This window comes from Gimesia aquarii (assembly GCF_007748175.1).
Classification (GTDB): Bacteria; Planctomycetota; Planctomycetia; order Planctomycetales; family Planctomycetaceae; genus Gimesia; species Gimesia aquarii_A.
Genome location: NZ_CP037422.1, coordinates 6184110 through 6204795 on the forward strand (window position 1 = coordinate 6184110; position 20686 = coordinate 6204795).

General features: G+C 51.1%; 6 protein-coding genes. 3 read left to right on the forward strand and 3 right to left on the reverse strand.

What is annotated here, in order from left to right:
* Window positions 1–22 precede the first annotated feature (22 nt).
* A complete protein-coding gene (locus tag V202x_RS27640) occupies window positions 23–14167 on the reverse strand; it encodes a choice-of-anchor D domain-containing protein (RefSeq protein ID WP_197993060.1) in 14145 nt (4714 codons plus the stop codon).
* A gap of 587 nt (window positions 14168–14754) precedes the next feature.
* Here V202x_RS27640 and V202x_RS23490 point away from each other — a divergent pair.
* A complete protein-coding gene (locus V202x_RS23490; RefSeq protein ID WP_145179248.1) occupies window positions 14755–15207 on the forward strand; it encodes a hypothetical protein in 453 nt (150 codons plus the stop codon).
* A 101-nt stretch (window positions 15208–15308) separates the two neighbouring features.
* Here the strand turns inward: V202x_RS23490 and V202x_RS23495 are convergent, their stop codons facing one another.
* Window positions 15309–16295, reverse strand: coding sequence for a tetratricopeptide repeat protein (locus V202x_RS23495; protein ID WP_145179249.1), 987 nt, complete (start codon window positions 16293–16295; stop codon window positions 15309–15311).
* A 436-nt stretch (window positions 16296–16731) separates the two neighbouring features.
* Here V202x_RS23495 and V202x_RS23500 point away from each other — a divergent pair, with 436 nt between their 5' ends.
* Window positions 16732–17835, forward strand: coding sequence for a PA0069 family radical SAM protein (locus tag V202x_RS23500; RefSeq protein ID WP_145179250.1), 1104 nt, complete (start codon window positions 16732–16734; stop codon window positions 17833–17835).
* Window position 17836: 1 nt separating this feature from the next.
* Here the strand turns inward: V202x_RS23500 and V202x_RS23505 are convergent, their stop codons facing one another.
* On the reverse strand, window positions 17837–18607 hold the full coding sequence (locus V202x_RS23505) for a zinc-dependent peptidase (protein ID WP_197993061.1): 771 nt from the start codon (window positions 18605–18607) through the stop codon (window positions 17837–17839).
* A gap of 371 nt (window positions 18608–18978) precedes the next feature.
* On the opposite strand from V202x_RS23505, the gene V202x_RS23510 reads away from it, so the two are divergent.
* Window positions 18979–20445 (forward strand): arylsulfatase, encoded by a 1467-nt coding sequence (locus tag V202x_RS23510; RefSeq protein ID WP_145180781.1) that lies wholly within the window; start codon window positions 18979–18981, stop codon window positions 20443–20445.
* Window positions 20446–20686 lie beyond the last annotated feature (241 nt).

A 20686-nucleotide genomic window follows, 5' to 3' on the forward strand; every position in this document is an offset into this window, starting at 1 on the left:
GAAGTTTTTCGCAGTCAGACGACTAGTTCAACAGCGGATTGTCGCCATCGACAATCGAACTGAAGAAGTCATCCACGTCGGACGTTTCTGCCGCTTCTTCGATCACGGGCAGGCATCTGAGCGACTCACCCAGGGATTCACTCATCAGATCGTGTCCCGCTTCGTCCGCATCCAGGTCGGCATAACCCAGGGTGTGACCGAATTCGTGTAATACCACGGTCAACAGGTCCATGCGACCAAAGGCATCACTCTCTTCGTTCGCAGTCAGGCCGCCATCGGCGTCCTCTGTGAACTCACTGTGATCAAAGGGCGTGTCATCCACAAACCAGCCATGACCGGCGGCATTAATGTCGATCATGATCGTCGTACTCGTGGCACCACCCAGCATCGTATCCGGCAGATCGGCCAGTACAAAGCTGATCGACTGCAGTCGCTCCAGCTCAGCGGCGGAAATCCCCGCAGCCGTCCAGTAGCTCAACGCCGCATCACGGACCGAATTCAAATCGGCCTGCGTCAGCACAGGGGCTCCCGAGTTGGCCACGCTACTAGTGGCCTGAAGCGGTCCCGTACGTTCAATGCGGATTGCATCAGCCAGAATCGAACCATCCACGGCCGTATCGTTCAGAGTCACCGTAATCGAACCACCGGCTCCGATGGTCACGGTTCCCAGGATCTCCCAGTTCGAACCCTCAGCGTTAAAGTCATTCGGATCCAGTCGCTGATTGATGGCAATCGCTCCGCCACCGATTCCCGAACTGGTCACGTTATAGTCCACACCCGTGTCACGCAGTGGATGACCGTCCCAGGTCGCTGCGACCTGATATGTGCCGGCCACCAGACCGGTGAAGTTCCAACTTGCCGTACCGGTCTGCCCGATATTCATTTTCTGAGAATCGAAGCCACGGTATGCCACAGCCCCCGATGCGAAGTAGTCGCCCCCACTCGTGAAGCCGGCATCACCATCGTCAATGATCAGTGAATTGACCGCCGTCGCTGAGACAGTAAAGCTGAAGGGATTCTCATCCGCATCATCGTTGGCGATGGTCAAGACACCCGCTGTCGAAGTCGCTCCATTGAACTCCAGTTCAAACGTCGTCGACTGACCGGCGGCCAGAGCCGTTGTTCCCAAAGGCGTCGAAACCACAAAACCGGCAGGCGGTGTGATGGCTCCTAAATTCAACGTATCGGTTCCCGTATTCGTAATCGTAAATGTCTGGAACAACGAACCACCGAAGTTGGAGGTGCCCAGATCCACACTGCTGGCACCACTGGTCAGATTGGTGGCACCGGCCCGGACTTCAATTTCCGGATCAATGGAACCGATGGGAAGCAATTCCAGTCGCATGGCGTCGGCCGCCAAGTGACCCGTGGCACCATCATCGCTCATCGTGACCGTCAGGGTCCCACCGGCGGCAACCTGGAAGTTGCCCAGTTCTTCCCAGTTCGTGCCATCGGCACTAAAGTCATTCGGAGCAAACCGCTGATCCAGGCTGACCGTAATCGGACCACCAACAATGCCCGAGATCGTAATCTGAGCATTCGAAGCCAGGTTACTGTGCTGGAACCAGTGGCTGGCAACCTGATAGGTGCCCGCGCCCAGATTGGTGAACTGCCAGGTCGCTGTATTGACACCCGGCAAATCGCCGCCAATCAGTAAATCCTGGTCGTCCTGGAAGTAGTCAATGTAGGCCACGCCTGCGGTTCTGGTCTCCCAGGGATCACCCGTGTTGGTGTAATCCAGGTCGCCGTTGTCCACAATCATCGAAGCCGAAGCCGATCCGGAAACGGTAAAGTTGAATGGATTCGCATCGGTGGAATCCACGCCAAAGGAGACCATGCCCCCAAAGCTACCCGCCGTGGCGGCGTTCATCTGCAGACTGAAGGTCGTGGAAGCGCCCGGAGGCAGGTTGTTATTACCCGGAGGGGCCACCATGCTGAAGCCTGCTGGGATACTGATGGGGCCCAGAGCCATGTTGCGTTCACCAAAGTTCGTAATCGTAAACGTGCGGATGACTGGAGCCCCCACGATGGTCTCTTCAAAATCAACGGCGCCCCCGTCTGCGACTTCTTGTGTGTCCAGGCCACTGCCGACTTCCACAACGATCACCGGATCCACAACACGGTAAATCCGGATTTGATCCGCATACACGATGCCGTCCGCATTATCGCTCAGTTGCACACTCAGGGTGTTACTGGTGATCTGCACCGGATCGCCGATGAACTCCCAGAGGATTCCGTCATCCAGGAAGTCATCGCTGCTCGTCCGCTGGTCCACAGCAACCGTGGTCACAGTCGCACCGTTATCAAAGATCGTATAGGGAGCATTTGAAGCAGCCCCCACTCCATTGGTGGTAATGTTGGGATTCACGTACCAGTTCGCGACCACCTGATAACGGCCCGGTTCCACATCGAAGGTCCAGGTCGCCGCATTGGCGCCTGTGCCCCCCTGGAAGAAGTCGCCCGCATACAGAAACTCCGGATCGAGCTGACTACCTGTTTCCAGCTCATTCCAGGTTCCCACGGTGGAGAAGTCCGCATCGTTGACACCCACGGTGGAAGGACCCGCTTCCCCCATCACGGTGAAGTTATAAGGATTTTCGTCTTCATCACCGGTTGTGAAGGAGATCTGACCGAAGGTCGAACCTGTGGTGCCCCCGTCAAACTGGATGGTAAAGGTCACCGAAGACCCGCCATTGATCGTCACCGGTGTGGTGTCGGTCCCGAAGGGAGAGGTTGGATCAATGCTGAAACCGGGCGGAAACTCGATCAGGCCGGTGACATCCACGGAATCGGCTGACAAATTCGTCACGGTAAAGGTCTTGATGATCGGAATGCCCGGCAGCGTACTGCCGAAGTCGACCACGCCGGTGTCGTCTTCCACGACGTCGCCGTCCACGGTCACCTGAATATCAGGTTCCGGCAGATATTCAATGCGGACCGCATCGGCAATCACACCGTTGGAGAGCGTGAAGTGGTCGCGGGGGAAACTGTTGGCATCGTTGGTCAGTTCCACAGTCAGTGTCCCGCCGATCACGGAGAAGGAGACATCCAGATCGAACCATTGCACCCCGTTGGCGTCGACAAAGCTCGACGGGGCAACGGTCTGATCCACATCGATAGGACCCCCTCCGTTCAGAGTGAAAGGTGCATCATCCACACGGTTGGTCGCCGTCGGTGTGGTCGACCAGGTGGTGGAGACCCGGTAGTTTCCATCGGCCAGACCGGTAAAGGTCCAGGTTGCGGTTTCCGCCCCCGGTTGCGGTGTACTACCCGGTTGATTGGGAACCGCACCGGAAACATCGCCTTCAAACCCACCGGCCCCGTTATTGACCGCATCCGGGAAGCTCACAAAGCCGGCTGTGGCGGAGAAATCGGTATCCCCGTCATCAATGATGATCACATTCGAAACCGAACCCTGTAACAGGATGTTGAAGGTCTCTTCATCCACATCATTGGTGGTAAAGGAGAAGATCCCCGAACGGTCGCCGAAGGTATTGGAATCCATGGTCAGTGTGAACTGAATCGTATTGCCGGGAGCAATCGACTGATTGACCAGGTTGGTCGTGAAGCCGGCTGGCACGACAATGTTGCTGATATCCAGCGGTGCACTACCCTGGTTCGTGATTTCAAAGGTGCGAACTGCGTCGGTCAACAGTTCGGTAGCACCGAAGTTGATGCCCCCCTGATGACCGTCCATGATGATCGTCGGCGGGACCGGTGCATCGGTGATATCGCGTAGTTCGATTTCGGGTCCGGCAGAGACGCGTTCGATGCGGATCGCATCGGCGGTGATGCGGCCATTGGCCAGATTGGTCAGCATCACGGTCAACGTCCGGCTGTTGATTGTAAACACACCCAGGTTTTCCCAGACCGTGCCATCGGCGGTAAAGTCATCCGGCTCGAGTTGCTGGTTGAGATCGATGGTTCCCAGATCGACGGCGGCGGTGCCGATGTCGGTGCGGGCGCCATCGAAGATTGTATACGGGGCATCCGTGGCCGCCTGTCCGATGACCGTGGGATTAGTAGAAACGGGCCAGGTGACCGAAATTCGGTAGTCACCCGGTGTCAAACCATAGAATTCCCAGAAGGCCTGGGCGGGTCCGTTACCAATCGGCGATTCCTCACGTACCGAATGCACGTCGTTTTCAAAACCGATGCCATTCGTAATGGCGGCCGTACCACCCGGATGGAAGGGCCAGTCGCCGCCGAGTGAGAAGCCGAGGTCACCGTCATCGACGATGAAGGCGGGGGTGTCTTCGAAGGGCCGTACGTTTTCAAAGTTCAGGTATTGCACGGTGCCCACCCCGTCGGCGGTCAGGGAGAAACCGGTGTCGATCACTTCCTGGCCTTTGGCGTCGAAGTCGAGTACATCAATGCCCCCGCGGCCGTCAGCCGAACGCAGCACCGGAGGTCCGTCGATCGGGAAGTTGCCGTCCTGGGAGAGCGGATCAATGAAGATGATATCGTTGAACTCACTGCCCACGATGTTTTCCATGAAGCTGGGGTTCGTGTCGGGCTGCTGAGGTTGAATCTGTCTGAGTTCGATGGTGTTGCCACCGAAGACATCCTGTGGGGTGTTGATGATGTCGACATCAAAGATAATGCCCTGGCTGGCGAAGCGGAAGTCGATCGTGTCGTTACCGTGGATGTCGGTAATCACATCCTGGCTACCGCCAGCCCCCGGTTCCATCAGGAAGACATCGTTGCCCCCGTTTTCACTGCCGACGCCGTTACCGCCGCCGTCCAGGTTGTCGTTGCCGAAGCCATCACCGAGGATGTTGTTGTCGTTGTCGCCAGTGATATTGTCGTTGCCATCACCACCGAACACGTTTTCGATGCTGTTGTCGTCATCGCCACCACCGGTGCCGGCCACCAGGCCACCACCAATGTTGGTGGCAGTACCGGCAAACAGGTCGACGGTGACGCCGGTTGTAAAGTCGCGGTAGTCCAGGCTGTCGTTACCGAGGGCCCCGTCGAGCGTACCGGTCAGACCAGCGCCATCACTTACATCGAAGCGATCCTGCTGGTTGCCACCGATCAGGTTTTCGAACAGGATGAAGTCGATTCGCTGTTCGGGTGGTGTGGCAATTGTATCACCGGCAGTCGTCGGACGGCCAATCATCAAATCAGGTCGGTCGGCGATCAGGAAACCTGCGTCAGTACCGGTAATCCCCCAGTAGTTGTTCAGGTCGGGACCTTCCAGAATATCATTGCCCAGGCTGCCGATCAGATCGTCGATATTGTCAAAGCCGAGGCTGGCAACACCGGTACCCAGGATGCTGCCGTTGTTTTCGCGGCCCTGGAAGCCATCAATCGTACCCAGACCGGACAGGGCGATATGCACGGCGTTGCTGTAAGCATTGTAGTTGAGGGTGTCTGCATCGCCGCCCCCGTCGATGAACCCGTTGAGTACATTGCTGCCCAGGAAGATAAAGAAATCTTCCCCGGCATCCCCGTTCAGGCGGGTGTCAACGCCGGCAGGCGTGGTGTTGAATAAAAAGAAATCATCATCGCCGTTAAAGCCGTTGAGGACGACGTTATTCAGGTCTTCCTGTGTGCTCAGATTGACGTCGATCACATCATTGCCACCGGTCCCGGTCACGATCAAGTCATCGATGTTCGCAAACGTGACATCAGGCCCTGCGACACTAGAGAGACCATTGACAGTGGTCGAAGTGACTTCAAAGATATCCCCCGTGGCATCACCGGAATCAACGATCGTCAGTGTATCGTTGCCGCCTTCACCATCCACGGTAATATTGGCAAAGATGTTGTTGACCGTGTTGCTGGCGTCGAACAGTTGAATCTCGTCATCACCCAGACCAGCCAGGATGTTAATGTCGGTCACGCCTGCGGGTGTGGAACGGACGCGGATCGTGTCGTTGGCCGTATCCGGGGCGGCAAACACATCATCGGCATCCAGTTCAATCTGGGTGACAGTTGTTGCAGAGTCCAATGCGATCAGGTCGATCAGTTCTTCACCCGTACCGGAGACGACCTGCAGTCCCTGGAAGCCGCTGAAGACCAGATTCGTGAAACCGCCGTTGGCCGTGATCTGGGAAACACCGTCTCCCACGGCACCGTCATCGTCGATCAGTACTTCCGTGGTAAATTCTGTGGATGAAGCATCGACCCGCAAGCCACCACCGGCGCCATTGATACCCACACCTTCCACAGCACCAAAGGAGAGACCCAGATCAATGTCGAGCCCTGCCGGTGTTGCTGCGACGATGTTACCACTGCCCAGACTGTCAATATTGTCTGAGAAGTAAGCCGCATTGTGCACGGTCGTGAAGTTGACGTTAATGGCATCAGTACCATCACCCCCATCGTAGTGAATCGTGATGTCGTCGGCATCGTAGGTGGTCGGATTGAACTGATCTTCCAGCAACGTATCGGCAGCATTGTTCAGATGCGAACCGTTTGAGCCAGGAATCGCAGGTGCGGCCACATCGAACAGAGGCAGACCACCCGGTGATTCGTTGATGTTGAGTGTTTCGTTGTCGGTCGAACCAATGACGGTAAAGGACAGAATGTCGGCGGCCGCTCCAGAGAAGATATTGCTGGCGTTGACGTCGATCAACAGGTTGGTGCCTGCGGCATCCAGTTGCACGTCAATCGTATCATCGGCCGCATTCTGGAAACCGGCGGCAAACATGTCCAATACCAGGTGGAAGGGAGTCCCACCGCTGTTGACATTTTCGATGCTGGTGAAATCCACAGTCTGTTCGAGGTCCGGAGCAATAAATCCAAAGGAACCCGAGCCGGGTGCCCCACCCAGTGTGAGGAATGGTGCAGCAGCCAGACCACTGAAGTCCATGTTGAGCACATCACCGGGTCCGGGCAATGTGGGATCGCCACCGTTCACCGTAATCGGGGAACCCGCGGTCGGCAGAATGTTGAAGGTATCCGCGTCGTCACCCCCGTTGATCGTCGTCTGTGTGGCGCTCACGTTGCCCAGCAGGTCGACTGTCGCACCCGTACCGTCAGTAATCGGATCAATGTTAATCTCAATCGTGCCGAATAAAGCCAGAACGAATCCCCCCAGCGAGAGCAGGAAGTCATCGCCTGAGTTGAGGATCACATTCGCCCCAGTGGATGTCACGGTGACACCACCATTGATGGTGAGGTCATCCCCGGGTCCGGCTGCATCAGTCGCAGTCAGCGTCACATCGCCGGCTCCTGTTACATTCGCGGCCACGGTCAGTGGGCTGGCAGTGGACACGTTCACCATTCCCAGACCAGCACTGACGCCTACCAGACCATCGACGGTATCAATTTCCAAAGCACCCGTATTGCTGATTTCAATATTGCCGTTAGGTGTTGTGGCGGCCAGTGTGCTGACTGCCGTATCGATATTGGCCGGGCCCCCCGCACCAATGTCAGCGAATGCCTCTAATGCAGCTTCGTTACCGGTAATCAACGCGGCTTCGCCAGCGGTATTGTCGATGATTGCTCCGCTGAGGGACTCCACGAGAACGGTACCACCGCCACTGCGCAGATCGGCAATCCGGGCATCGCCAGTGGAAATCACATCCATAACACCGCCCCAGGCATTGACGACTCCGCCTTCTGCCTGCGTGAAGGAACCACCACCAAAACCATCATTGTCAGCGACCAGCGTCACTGCGGCTGCGGAGAAGGTATCAATGACCGAAGTCGCTCCCAAAATCAAATCACGATCCGCCAGCAGATCAATGGTTCCGCCGTTGGATTGAATGGTCGCATTGACAGTGATATCAAATCCGGAAGTGAAGCTGATTGGTGAAGCGGCACCAGTGGACTCGATGTTTTCGTCGACTGTGGCAATTCCCCCCACAAACAGAGTAATCGCGTCCGCACCCAAAATCCCAGAGAGGCCATCAACAGTTCCAATCGAAATCCCATCGGATTCTGCAATATTAATGACGCCTGCAGTCGAATCAGCGGCCAGAGTATTCACGTCCACTTCGATTTCGTCGCCTGTGCCAATCCCCGTTGCTGCTCGCAGAGCCACACGGTCTGCAAAAATCAGAACCTGTTCCAGACCGGTGTTATCGAGAATGGCACCATTGTTACTGGTGAGCCGCACCTCATCACCCACAATGATCGAGAGATCAATATCACCATCGGCTATCAGATTGGTATCATCAGTGCCTGAGTTCACAACGACCCCATCCAACATGGTGATCCCACCTGTGGTAGATTCAAGATGAATCAGGCTATCTGTCGTAGTAATATTCTCATCGATCTGTAAATCGGCATCCGTGATTAGAGTAAGTGTTGATGCTGACTGGAGCCCTACCAGACCACTGATCCCTCCGATGGTTAAGGTCGCTCCACTGACGCCGTTGAGATTAATGGCACCTCCCGCATCAGCTTCGAGATTCGCAACATCAATATCCACCGCATCCACTGCGCCCCCTACGTCAACGGTGGCCGTTAAGATCGCTGTGGTTGCGGTTAAGGCGTCGGCAGCACTGGATCCGCCATCGGTAATTGAACCACCGGAGGCATTGAGGTCTGCGTTACCAGTCGTGGTCACATCTTGATCGAGTACCACGTTGCCGATGTCTACAGTCAGGTCGCCTGAACCGAGGTCTGTCGCGTTGGTCTGGAAGGTCGCCGTGTCATCGGTGCCTCCGTTCACGTTCAGGTCTGCATCGAAGGTACTGTCCAGCCCTTCGATATTGACCGCATCCACACCACTGCCACCAGCGACTTCGGTGTTGATCGTCAACGTCCCAGTGGGATGCACAAACGCAACCGATTCACCCAGATCGGAATCAATCAGTGAGATACCATCACCTGCACCGGCATCATCAGACAGGGTAATCGTCTCTGCTCCACCGAGGAAACTGAAAGTACGATTGGTGGCGACAATGGTATCGAGTACCGGTTCCAGACCGGTGTAAGTAATCGTCGCTACGCCTTCACCATTATAGAATACGCTGCCGTCGTTATTATTCAAAAAGCGGTGTTCGACTGTGGTTGCGGATCCACCGAGAATCTCCAGTTCATCGCCGTTCGTTTCTCCACCGGAGCCACCATTGAAGAAGATACCGCCAGAAGGATCAAACAGGCCCCCTCCCGGGTTGTTAATTACTAGACGGTCATCTCCGGCCAAACCGTTGAAAGTGAAATCAGTAGCCGCGTTGAAATTGATGACCGGACCGCCGTTAATTTGATAGGTACCAGAATCAACACTGGTCGCCGTAATTACGAGCACATCGTCGCCGGCGGTACCATTGACGGCCACACTGCCCCCAAAGGTCAGGCCTTCGATTTCATCAAATACCACATCTCCAAACCCGCCTCCATTGATACCGATGGTACCACCATCTGGACCATCGGGAGTGAATGTGGAAGTTTGTAACGGAGGAGTCAAGTAAGTCAATGTATCAGCGGGAAAAGTCGGTGCTGAAGGATCACCACCAAAGATATCGATGGCTGTCAGAACATTTGGAGAGACAGTAATGTCATCGGCATCCGTCCCGGCAAACAGTGTCAGGTTTTCCAACGATTCAAAGCTCAAGGCAATCGCGCCAGCACCAGCGACTGCGCCACTTCCGGGAAGCGTGCTGATGATGTCAATGGTATCGCCGGTGACATCACCGGAGTCGTCCACGACCAACTCGTCTGTACCCCCACCCCCTACGAATGTGAAGAGCGACTGAATTCCGTCTACGGTCCCACCATCATTGGTGGCCCCGCCATTGCCATCGATGATCACCTGATCGTCATCGGTGTTTCCAGTCACAGTAATCTGTGTTCCTGCAATCAGATCCCCGTTCAGGTTAGCAATGCCCCCGACAGCATCGAAATCCAAGAAATCAATATTGATATTCAATGCAGATGCGGCATCCAATGTGACACCGGTTGCCAGATTAAGATTATCACCGGTCTCCAGTAAAATGTCGCCACTCGTACTGGTGATGTCAGCGTTGACGTTAATATCTTGTCCCGCACTAGCAGAATCAAGAGTTCTCAAAACATTGGTTCCAGCAGAAACAGCATCATTCACTGTGAGCGATCCGGTTGTGGTAAGGAAAACGGTACTTGCGTTCGCAGTGATTCCGCTTAAGCCATCGACGGTGCCAATTTCCAGATCACCTGGATTGTCGATGATAAATCCTCCACCGGCTGAACTGGCCGCCAAGGTATTGACATCAGTCTCGAGACCGGTAATCCCCCCTGGACCACCAACACGCAGGGCCACGCGATCAGCAGTGATCAGGGCATTTCCAGTCAGGTCATTAATACCCCCACCGGTGGCAGTCACGCGTACTTCACTGGTTGTTGTCACATTCACCGATTCCACATTGAAGAACGCCGTTAAATCGATATCACTGGCACCAGCGTCGATCGAACCAGCGGCGCCAAATGTAATGTCTTGAGCCGTAGATTCAATGTCTACAGTGCCCGTTGTGGTAAAGGCACCATTAACGTTGACCTGATCGGCAGTCAGATCCAGCATACCGGAGTTGATGTTAAGTGTATCCAAATTGATCGTATCATCGGTGCCCGCCAGGACAATCAAGTCTTGATCAAATGTTGAGTCAATACCATCGATGTTGATGGTGTCTGCCCCACTACCCCCCAGGGCTTCGGTTCTAATCGTCAACGAGTTAGTAGGATGTACAAACACAACTGATTCGGACAGGTTAGAATCAATGAAGGATTGACCATCGCCCACATCGCCATCATCAGACAGTGTAATCGTTTCTGTTGCCCCGACGAATGTAAAGATACGGTTCGCAACGACGAGATTATCTGTTACTGGCTCCAAACCCGTGTAAGTAATAATTGGAGAGAGCTGACCATTGATAAAAATCAAACCATCGTTGGGAGTCTGAAAAATATGATCCAGTGATGTCAGGGTGTCCGTTGAGATGAGAGTCATTTCGTCGTTACCGCCGACTCCCCCGTTGAACACAATTTCCAAACCAGTATTTTCATCGATGCCGGACAGGTCGAATGTCAGGGTATCGTCCTGGTTGTCTTCGCCGTTAATGACAAGCGGTCCACCGAGTGCTGCTAACGGCGTATTCGAAATGACGTCTCCGGTGGCATCGTCAGTGATGACCACATTTCCACCTACCAGAGCGATGGTGTAATTATCGGGATTTCCATCGACGGGCAGATCTACCACAGGTGTTGAGTTTTCGACAACAATCGCAACATCGTTACCATCACCACCTGCATAAGTCAGAAATGCGCTCTGTCCAATGACGCCGAGGAAGTCTGTAAATTCATGACCTTCGGGCAGACCGTTGAATGTACCTGTGACAGGGTCAGTACTATCATTGTCGATGATTACAAACTGATTCCCTTCCGCGGGATCAAAACCATCGATCAGATTCAAAGTAGCACCACCTAAGTCGACGGTTCCGTTGACGACCAATTGATCGAAGTCGGTTCCTGCAAGTATACCATTGATTTCGATGTCCAGGGTATCGTCGGCATCCAATATCAGGTTTCCATTCATGGTGACCTGACCGGGGCTGTTACCGGGCGCGAGAGTGACATCGTTTCCAGTAGCGTCTACATCTCCCGCATAGACACCGGCTAAAATGTTGACAGTTCCACCAGAGGATACGCTATCAATTGCTTCTTGAATACGACCTGTCGGTCCGGTCTGACTACCTAACGTGGTAACATTGAGTACAGAGAAATCTCCCTGAAAACCGGCTGTGCCCCCATCGGTGTCTGTTCCTACATCCAAAAATGAAGTGAAGTCAACGGGTCCTGTCATCAGGGCAGCTATGGTTGCTGCGTCACTACTGCCCCACCAGTTGTTGGAGGCATTGACAGTTTCTCCAGCACCGCTGACAACTCCCAGCGTATTACCGGCTAGTGTGTTGCCATTCACGTTGAGTTGGGCTCCTGCAGTGAGCCCACCGAAGCCAGCTGCTACAGAATCATAAACACTGACGGCGTTATCAAAGCCGGTGACCGTGTTGTTTGCCACATTGATCACGGCGCTTGACGCGATTTGCCCCATCGTGGCATCATCGGTTTGTACAAAGACACCTGAACTCGTAGGAGTACCACCAATATTCCCGACGTTGCCGCCATCAAGCGTGTTACGTTCGATATTAATATTGTCAGATGCACCCCGAACTTTGATTCCATGCACGGCTGTCGCACCGGCACCAAACGTACCCGAGAGTGTGACTGAGTTCTCGTTAATATTAATCGGAGCGTGGGTGAAGTTGGAATCCAGACGAATATCAATCTTCGCCCAGTCAGCAGTAACAACGCCGACATCACTGTTAATCGTGTTACCGTTAATATCGATTGCACCAGCCAAGCCGCTACCGAAACTCCAGATGAGAATGGATGAGTTTTCAGAGTCTGTCATATCATTATTCGTGATCTGCAGATTCTCAACGTCCGTTCCGGCACCGGTGTAATTTTTGAAAAGCGTGAAATCACGGCGGTTGTCTTCAAAAGTATTGTTGTCGATGGCGGAATCACGAATTTCCTCCGCGAAGACAGCGGTATTTGTAAAGTTTCTGAAGGTAGATCCAGTAATTTGTACATCGCGCACATTACCAGTGCTGCCATCGTTTGCCTGATAAAAGCCTAATGAACCCCCATCAAAGACAGAATCTGTGATATAGACTCCATCGCCTACAGCAGAAGAGGCAAACCGGATGCCTGAACCATTATTCTGGAAAAGACTGTTAGACACAGTCATGTTTGTCATCAGAGTGTCATTGTGAATTTCAATCCCACGCGAACTGTTACCAATGAATTCCACATCGTCGACCAGCAGGTTATCGATTGTGCCTGCTGGTAAATGAGCACGAATCCCCTGCGAGGCATTTTGCAAGGTCATGTTCTGGAATGTCACATCATCTGCACTTACAATAAATAGATTGCCGGCGTTATCAATAATCGTGCTGCCAGTGCCGGCTCCATTCAAAGTGACGGACTTATTGACATTCGTATTTTCATTGTAAGTTCCAGCAAGGATGTTGACGGTTCCCCCGGACGTGACATTATCAATCGCTTCCTGAATACGCCCAGCAAGACCTGTTTGACTACCCAGTGTCGTGACATTGAGTGTGGAGAAGTCACCTTGGAAACCGGCTGTCCCGCTATCCGTGTCTGTTCCGACATTCAAAAATGAAGTGAAGTCAACCATCGAAGCGTCGCCCGCAACACCGCCGCTCTTCATGGAATTAGCGATTGTTGTTTCGTCCGTGCTGCCCCACCAGTTGCCGGAAGCGTCAATAGCATCTCCACCGTGGTGACCGATGAGTTCGGAGAGCGTTGAGGAGTCGAAAAAGTTGTTATGAACGGCTACATCGGATACGCCATTGGAAGTGTTATTGAAGACGCCGACACCTCCCGATGCGTTGCTGAAGGCGTTGCCTTCGATACTGACATCAGCAACGAAGTCATTGGCGATGCCTACGACCACGTCATGGATGTTGTTGCCGAAAATGTCTACATTCGTGTTGCCCTGGTTAAAAATACCGCTGACCCAATTATAAATTTCGTTGTTCTGGATCGTGATGTTGTCGTTATTTCCATTAAATGTAGAGAGCACACCACGACTACTGACTCCCGATCCCGGGCCTTCCAGAATACTGTTCTCGATCGTATGCCCCGAAGTGCCGGCGGTCATGAAGACAGCAGTTATATCACCAATGCCGGCCGGACCGGTCCCATCGACGATCTTGAGTCCGTCAATCACGACATCGTTCGCAAAGAGACGAAACCCGCCGGTCAGTTCAGTTTCCGGGCCGCGGACACCAGGGTCAACCCCCGCAGCAATCCCGGCATTGGCTCCCTGAAGAATCACGGAGGTATCTACGATCACATCTTCGGTATAAGTACCGGCGGCAATATTGATGGTATCGCCTGCGACTGCTGCGGTCACCGCTGCCTGAATCGTATCAAAGGCTGTCGTTCCAAAAATGGCATTCTGATCTCCAGGTGCGATGGGATCGGTATCAGTGCCGACGATGTTGTCACCGTTTGACAGACCAGAGAAATCGTCATCCACAAAGAAGGTCGTCAACAACGTCCGATCTTCCAGAACTTCTGTTGTGGAGATTTGATTGTTGACAACCGACTGCCAACGTTGTCGTATGTTGCGTCGATCTCGCGATCGGAAAACACGACGTTTTTGAATTCGAGATGTGAGAGTACCGAGCCAGTTAGTAAGCAGCATCCTGTCAACTCCTCAGTTAGTAGGTCAAATAGTTGTAGAAAGGACAACCAAATGTAAGAACTGTAATAATCTTTATTCGCTACTGACTGAATTGAATGACTCTATGTATTATGGAAAAATTTCCGCCCACTCATCATTCCATTCAGCACCATGTTTTATGATTTTAAGATGTCAAAATGCTCAGAGTCAGAATCTGCGCAAAGAATCCACCTTGAATTATCTAACCATCAATATCGAAATATCCCAAATATTTCCACAAAAAAAGCACCTCTTCTCCCAATTTTAACAAATTTACCAAGATGTTTGCATTTCACTCAAACCACTCACACCTACACAAAATATTCATCGCGAACAGTATTTTCATCACGTCTTCTCCCTAAAGATCACCTTTTAACAAATGACAGCGTGCCCCTTCGCGCCTTTTATCCCTCAAAAATTGTGCGAATATCTGAAAACTTCTATTCAATGCAGACTATTTTTCTTTACATTTGGTCTGTTCTCAACACACAATATTGTGAAACGGGGCAGTCTTCTTAGTAGAACTGCGCGAATCGGTATCGGAAATGGCTTAAAACTAGAGGATTGTGATGCGTTTGAAGCATTTGGGGATGGGTTTACTGTTGGTTGTGGTCTGCATTACCAGTTCGTGCCAAAAATCGGAACGAGCCAATCTGATTGGCCGTTGGACGAGTCGAGGTGGGCCAAATATGATCTTTCAAGAAGACGGAATCGTTTACACGATCAATAAAGGAGATCGACGTCAAAAAGGAATTTACTATCTCAACACCGAAACCAAGCCGCAAACCATCATCATGGATATGAGAAAAAGTGATTTGAAGTCTATTTTGTACTTTGATTATGCAGCTTTCTCTTCCAAACATATCGAACTCACACCAACCCATCTCAAAAGGGTAGGTGAAAATAAAAAAGAGAGTGAACGCAAACGAAAACTCCTTTTCCAGAAAGTGGACCCCAATGATCCCCTGCGTGGTGAAAACAATATAGCTAATACTGCCAGTACCAGACCAAACACACGCTAGTCAGTGAAAAGAATCGACTAGAACGCATAAAGAGAAGGAGCAGAAGTCGTCAGACCTCTGCTCCTTTTGTCTTGAATGATCACTTCAGATAGCAGATATGATTATTCTTCAGCATACACGTTGGTCATCGACTCTGTGCTCTGAACCGTTTCAAAGAATTCATTACTCTCTGACGGAATATAATCATCATTGCTAACATGCAGGGGAGGCTCAAATCCTTGAATCGAAATTTCTTGAACACCCGAGATTTGAGCAACTGGCACTTCGTCCACTTCGATCATTTCAGGATTGATGACTTCAGCTTCAGAAATAATCCGGAACTGTGGTTCTTCAGATACAACAGCTTCTTCTGCAGGAGCAGGCTCGATCACAGGAGTCTGAGCAATTTCCACTTCGGATTGCTGCTCATTGAACTGCATCTGTTTTTTCTGCAGTTCCGCAACCTGCACGATGGCTTCCTTGACAGAATCCAGATCGGGATTGAGTTCTAAAGCCCGATTATAATGCTGGGCTGCATCATCCAACATTCCTCGTTGCAGACAAATATAGCCAATATTGGCATGTGCTTCTTCTGCACTCAGGACAGAACGAGCAATTTGATATGCTTCGTCCATTCGTCCCTGATGCCCTAAAACCAGGCTCAAGTTATTGAATGAACGTTTAGAACTGGGGTCACGCTTGATCGATTCTTCCAGAGCAATTTCGGCTGCTGGCAGATCGTTCTGGAGATAGAGAGCATATCCCAGGTCTGTTAGAAACTTGGGATTTTCCGGTTGAGCCTTAACAGCTTCCATCAAATATTTAGCTGCCTGATCCTGCTTCCCCATTTTGGAGTAGACAATTCCCATACGATTTAAAACGGTCGCATTTTTGGGATTTCTTTGAAGCACGACACGATAGGTTCGTTCTGCTGTTGCGAACTGACCTTTCTCCTCTGCTGTTCGAGCCATTACCATTTGAGGTGACTCTTGAGCAGGCAGCATCAGATTCGTGCCTACCATATTATGCGTATGTGAACACCCTGTTGAATACAGAGTGGCCACTCCCGCAATCATAATTAAATACCATTTATTAGTTGAGTTTCGCATTCCTTTACCTCACAAAATAAAATTGTGATGTTTCACTATCCATTGTGAGAAACACTCAGACCATCCTGGGCCAAAACTAAATGTATCAAAAAGTTTAAATTCGACCTGAAAGTTACTCGGAAGTAATTTAATAAATGCCGTGTGGAGTTTTGCTTGAGAGAAAACTAGCACAAAACAACGGGACTTATTATCAGATATCGTCTTTCCCCCCTCTCGAAGATGAAAGAAGTCAAAGAATCGATAGAGTCTTCTTGAATTCCCAGCTGGAGTAAAACCTATAGTTTCACAAATGTCATCCGTTCGGCAATTTCTGCCGATTGAGACAGCCTTTCTCACACACGGTTGCTGCCATGACCTGAAAAAAGAACTTCACACACCGCTTGACAAAAATGATCATTCGTATAGACTTCCTGCAGTTTTCCGAGACTCTACCAAAATGAGTGTGAGGTGTTTCATCAATTCGTCACAGCCACCACAGGCCAAAGGCCGGGGATCACAGATCAACCCTCCGAACCGATTTCTACCCGTACTTTATGAGCAAGACTTCGAGCAGCTCGAATATGATACGGAGTACCTGGAGGGTCTGCGTCATCTGCCCACGAAGTATTATCCTGATCACAGCCTGTCTCTTGTCATGGAAAATCAGAGTCCGGATATCGGTTTCCGCTACAGTGTGAATCCTTATCGCGGCTGCGCTCACGGTTGCGCGTATTGCTATGCACGACCGACTCATGAATATCATGGCTTAAGCGCAGGAACAGATTTCGAAACAAAAATTTTTGTGAAAGAACGCGCGCCCGAGTTATTTCGCGACTGGCTGGCGCGCGATCAATGGTCACCCGAAGTCATCGTATTCTCTGGTGTGACAGACTGTTATCAGCCCGCGGAAAAACAGTTTGAACTCACACGAAGCTGTCTGAAAATTGCAGCCGAGGCACGACAACCGATCTCGATTATCACCAAGAACGCACTCATTCTACGTGATCTGGATCTTCTCAGCCGTATGGCGGAAGACCGTACCATCGCAGTGAATGTCAGTATCACGACACTCCAACAGGAATTGACGCGCACACTGGAACCGCGAACGAGTGCTCCTGCGGCACGGCTCCGTACGGTTCGAGAGCTGTCACAGGCTGGTGTGCCCGTGAATGTGATGGTTGCGCCGGTCATCCCCGGACTCAACGACTCAGAAATTCCACAGATCCTGGAAGCAGCGGCGGACGCAGGTGCACAAACAGCGCACTACATTTTGTTACGATTACCGTATACCGTCAAACCGGTTTTTCTGGAATGGCTTGAGCGGACGCGCCCTGATGAAAAGACACGTATCGAATCACGGATTCGAGCTTGTCGTGACGGTAATCTTTATACTGCTCAGTTCGGCAAACGGATGAAAGGAACTGGAACTATTGCAGAGCAGATCGGAAAACTATTCCGGGTCTTCGCGAAAAAACATGGGTTAGACCAATCTTTACCTGCGCTGGAAACGAAACACTTTCGTCCCCCCCTGCCTACTTCAGGGCAATTGCGGCTCTTCTAATTTAAACTGCCTGAGCGGGATCTTGCTGATAGAACAGTTTCATCGTCTCGTAGAGATCGACAGAGTACTCTCGCATCTGGCGAGGCTGTTCAAAAAAATGTTCCGTACAGACGGCGAAGAACTCAGCTGGATTGGTTGCACCATAGGGATCGATGAATGTTTTTCTGCCATGCTGTAACTGTGAAACCAATGATTCATATTCCGCAGTCATGACTCGTGTCCATTGCTCGTACTGTTCCGAATCATGTAAGGGAGGGGTTCCGCTAAACTGCCGATCTAGGGCATCGTAGTAGTGCGCGAATTCGTGTATGACGACATTGCGACCATCATCGGGAACCTGCCCCCCTTCGTAAATGCTTTCCCAGGACAATACGATCGGCCCTGAACCCCAGGATTCTCCCAAACGAAATGAGGTGCCTTCTGTCATGACGCCAATGGAATCGATCAGAGTCTCTTTTGCAACATATGCATCGGGATAAACAAGAATCGTTTTCAGACGATCAAAACAATCGTTGGCAAACCCTAGTGTGATCAGACAGGCCTGACCGGCAATGGTCAGCTTGACCTCTTCCGTAATTTCAAAGCCGTTACAGCCTTCCCAGTATTTTTCTTTGACGAAAATCTGAACGCGTTGAAACAGGAGCGTTTTCTGCTGTGCCGTTAAGTGAACGAGTTGCGCTACGTTATGCTCAAGAATGGTTTTCCAATGATTGGGAATGGGTGAAGCGAGGATTTTCCTGCGTCGGCGGTTTCGCAACCAGGTAAAAATCATGAATAACATTCCTCGACAGTAATTTGGAAAATAATTGCGTGACCTAAATCTTAATATTCACAAGAATTATAGTACTATTTCTAGTGAAGAACAGAGCCCCTGAAAGCCACAGGAGTTGACGAACCTAGGTGAGCAATGTAGATCAACACGGAAAACGCGTTACAGTTCTTATCGAATGAAACCCGATTCAGCTTCAAGTGAAGAGTGATGGTAATCTTAAAAAAACTTTAAAAACTCAATTTGACAGCACCAGAATGATAAGTTCCCTGCCCATTCATTGAACGAAGACACAAAACTTGGCAAAATTGAGAGATCGTTAGATGTCTCAACATAATTCCTTATCCATTCACTTTCTATTCCTGAAAGTCATCATGATTCAAACTGCTCGACTTACGCTTTTGACTATTGCCGTCTGTTTCCTGTTTCCTGTTCAAACACAACTCAAAGCAGCCCCACCAAAGAAACCAAATATCATCTTTATCATGGCCGATGACCTCGGGTATGGTGACCTGGGATGTTACGGTCAAAAAATCATTAAAACACCTCGCCTCGATCAGATGGCGGCAGAAGGCATGAAATTCACTCAAATGTATGCAGGCTGTACCGTGTGTGCTCCCTCACGTTGTGTGTTGATGACCGGTCTGCACATGGGACACGCCCGGGTACGTGGCAACACATCGGTCCAGGAAAACCAGTCTCTCAAAGAGGATGACGTAACCGTTGCTCAAGTTCTGAAAAAAGCGGGTTATCAAACAGGGCTCACAGGCAAGTGGGGCATTGGTGAAGCAGGAACCGCCGGTGTCCCGAATCTGAAAGGATTCGATTTTTTCTATGGCTATTTGAACCAGCACAACGCACACAATTATTACCCTCCCTTCCTTTGGAGAAATAACCAAAAAGAGCCACTCCGCAACGTGATTGATCCCAAGTCGGTAAACCCTGCCGGCATCGGAGGTGTCGCGACCAAGAAGGTCGATTACTCGCATGACTTGATCATGAATGAAGCGCTCGACTTCATAGACCAGAATGCAAAGAACCCATTTTTTCTATATGTCGCCTTAACGATTCCCCATGCCAATAACGAAGCCGGCAGAATGGTTGGCGACGGACAGGAAGTTCCCGACTATGGAATCTATCAAAATAAAGACTGGTCGAACCCCAATAAAGGGCAAGCCGCGATGATTACCCGCATGGATGCCGGCGTGGGCCAGATTCTGGATCGACTTAAAAAGTTAGGCATTGATGACAACACAGTCGTCATGTTTACCTCAGATAACGGACATCATCAGGAAGGCAGAAACGATGCGAAGTTTTTTGATGCGAACGGCCCACTTCGTGGTATGAAACGCGACCTCTACGAAGGAGGCATTCGTGTGCCGTTCATCGTGCGTTGGCCGGGAACAACACCTGCGGGAACCGTCTCTGATCACATTGGCTATTTTGGAGATTTGATGGCAACCGCCTGCGAATTGGCACATGTCCCCTGTCCGCCCGATCTTGACAGTGTCAGTTTTGCGCCCACCATTGAAGGACACCCCAGGAAACAAAAGCAGCATGGCTTCCTCTTCTGGGAGTTCTACGAACGAGGTGGCAAACAGGCAGTGAGATTTGGAAAATGGAAAGCTGTCCGCATGCCGATGTTTACCGGAAAAACAGAACTTTACGACCTGTCAAAAGACCTGGGTGAAGGGAATAACGTCGCCAGCCAGCATCCTGATCTCGTCTCCAAAATAGAAGAGATGATGGACCAATCACATACTCCAGACCCTCTCTGGAAACCGAGGGGAAAGTTGAACAAGAATCAACCTACTCCCGGCGATGGAAAACCGCGCTTCTAAAGGTTTCCCAGGATACTCTGGTTCAACCGAAAAAGCAGACTGGATTCAGTCTGCTTTTTTTATTGTTCTGAGAAGATCACTCTGCGATTCACTTACCAATATCTTGTTTTTTCTTCCATTTTTTTTGAGTCAAAGAGAAGGGAATTACGTATTACTAGACAGAAACGAGAATGTCTGCTGTTTGATTCCAATTTCAGCCAAGGAGACGGAATGATGTGTTTTACGATAGACCAGGTAGAAG

Excerpts from the sequence above, each read along its gene's own strand:
- V202x_RS23510 (WP_145180781.1), top strand. The coding sequence starts at position 18,979 with ATGATTCAAACTGCTCGACTTACGCTTTTGACTATTGCCGTCTGTTTC.
- V202x_RS23490 (WP_145179248.1), top strand. The coding sequence starts at position 14,755 with ATGCGTTTGAAGCATTTGGGGATGGGTTTACTGTTGGTTGTGGTCTGC.
- V202x_RS23495 (WP_145179249.1), bottom strand. The coding sequence starts at position 16,295 with ATGCGAAACTCAACTAATAAATGGTATTTAATTATGATTGCGGGAGTG.
- V202x_RS23500 (WP_145179250.1), top strand. The coding sequence starts at position 16,732 with ATGAGTGTGAGGTGTTTCATCAATTCGTCACAGCCACCACAGGCCAAA.
- V202x_RS23505 (WP_197993061.1), bottom strand. The coding sequence starts at position 18,607 with ATGATTTTTACCTGGTTGCGAAACCGCCGACGCAGGAAAATCCTCGCT.
- V202x_RS27640 (WP_197993060.1), bottom strand. The coding sequence starts at position 14,167 with ATGCTGCTTACTAACTGGCTCGGTACTCTCACATCTCGAATTCAAAAA.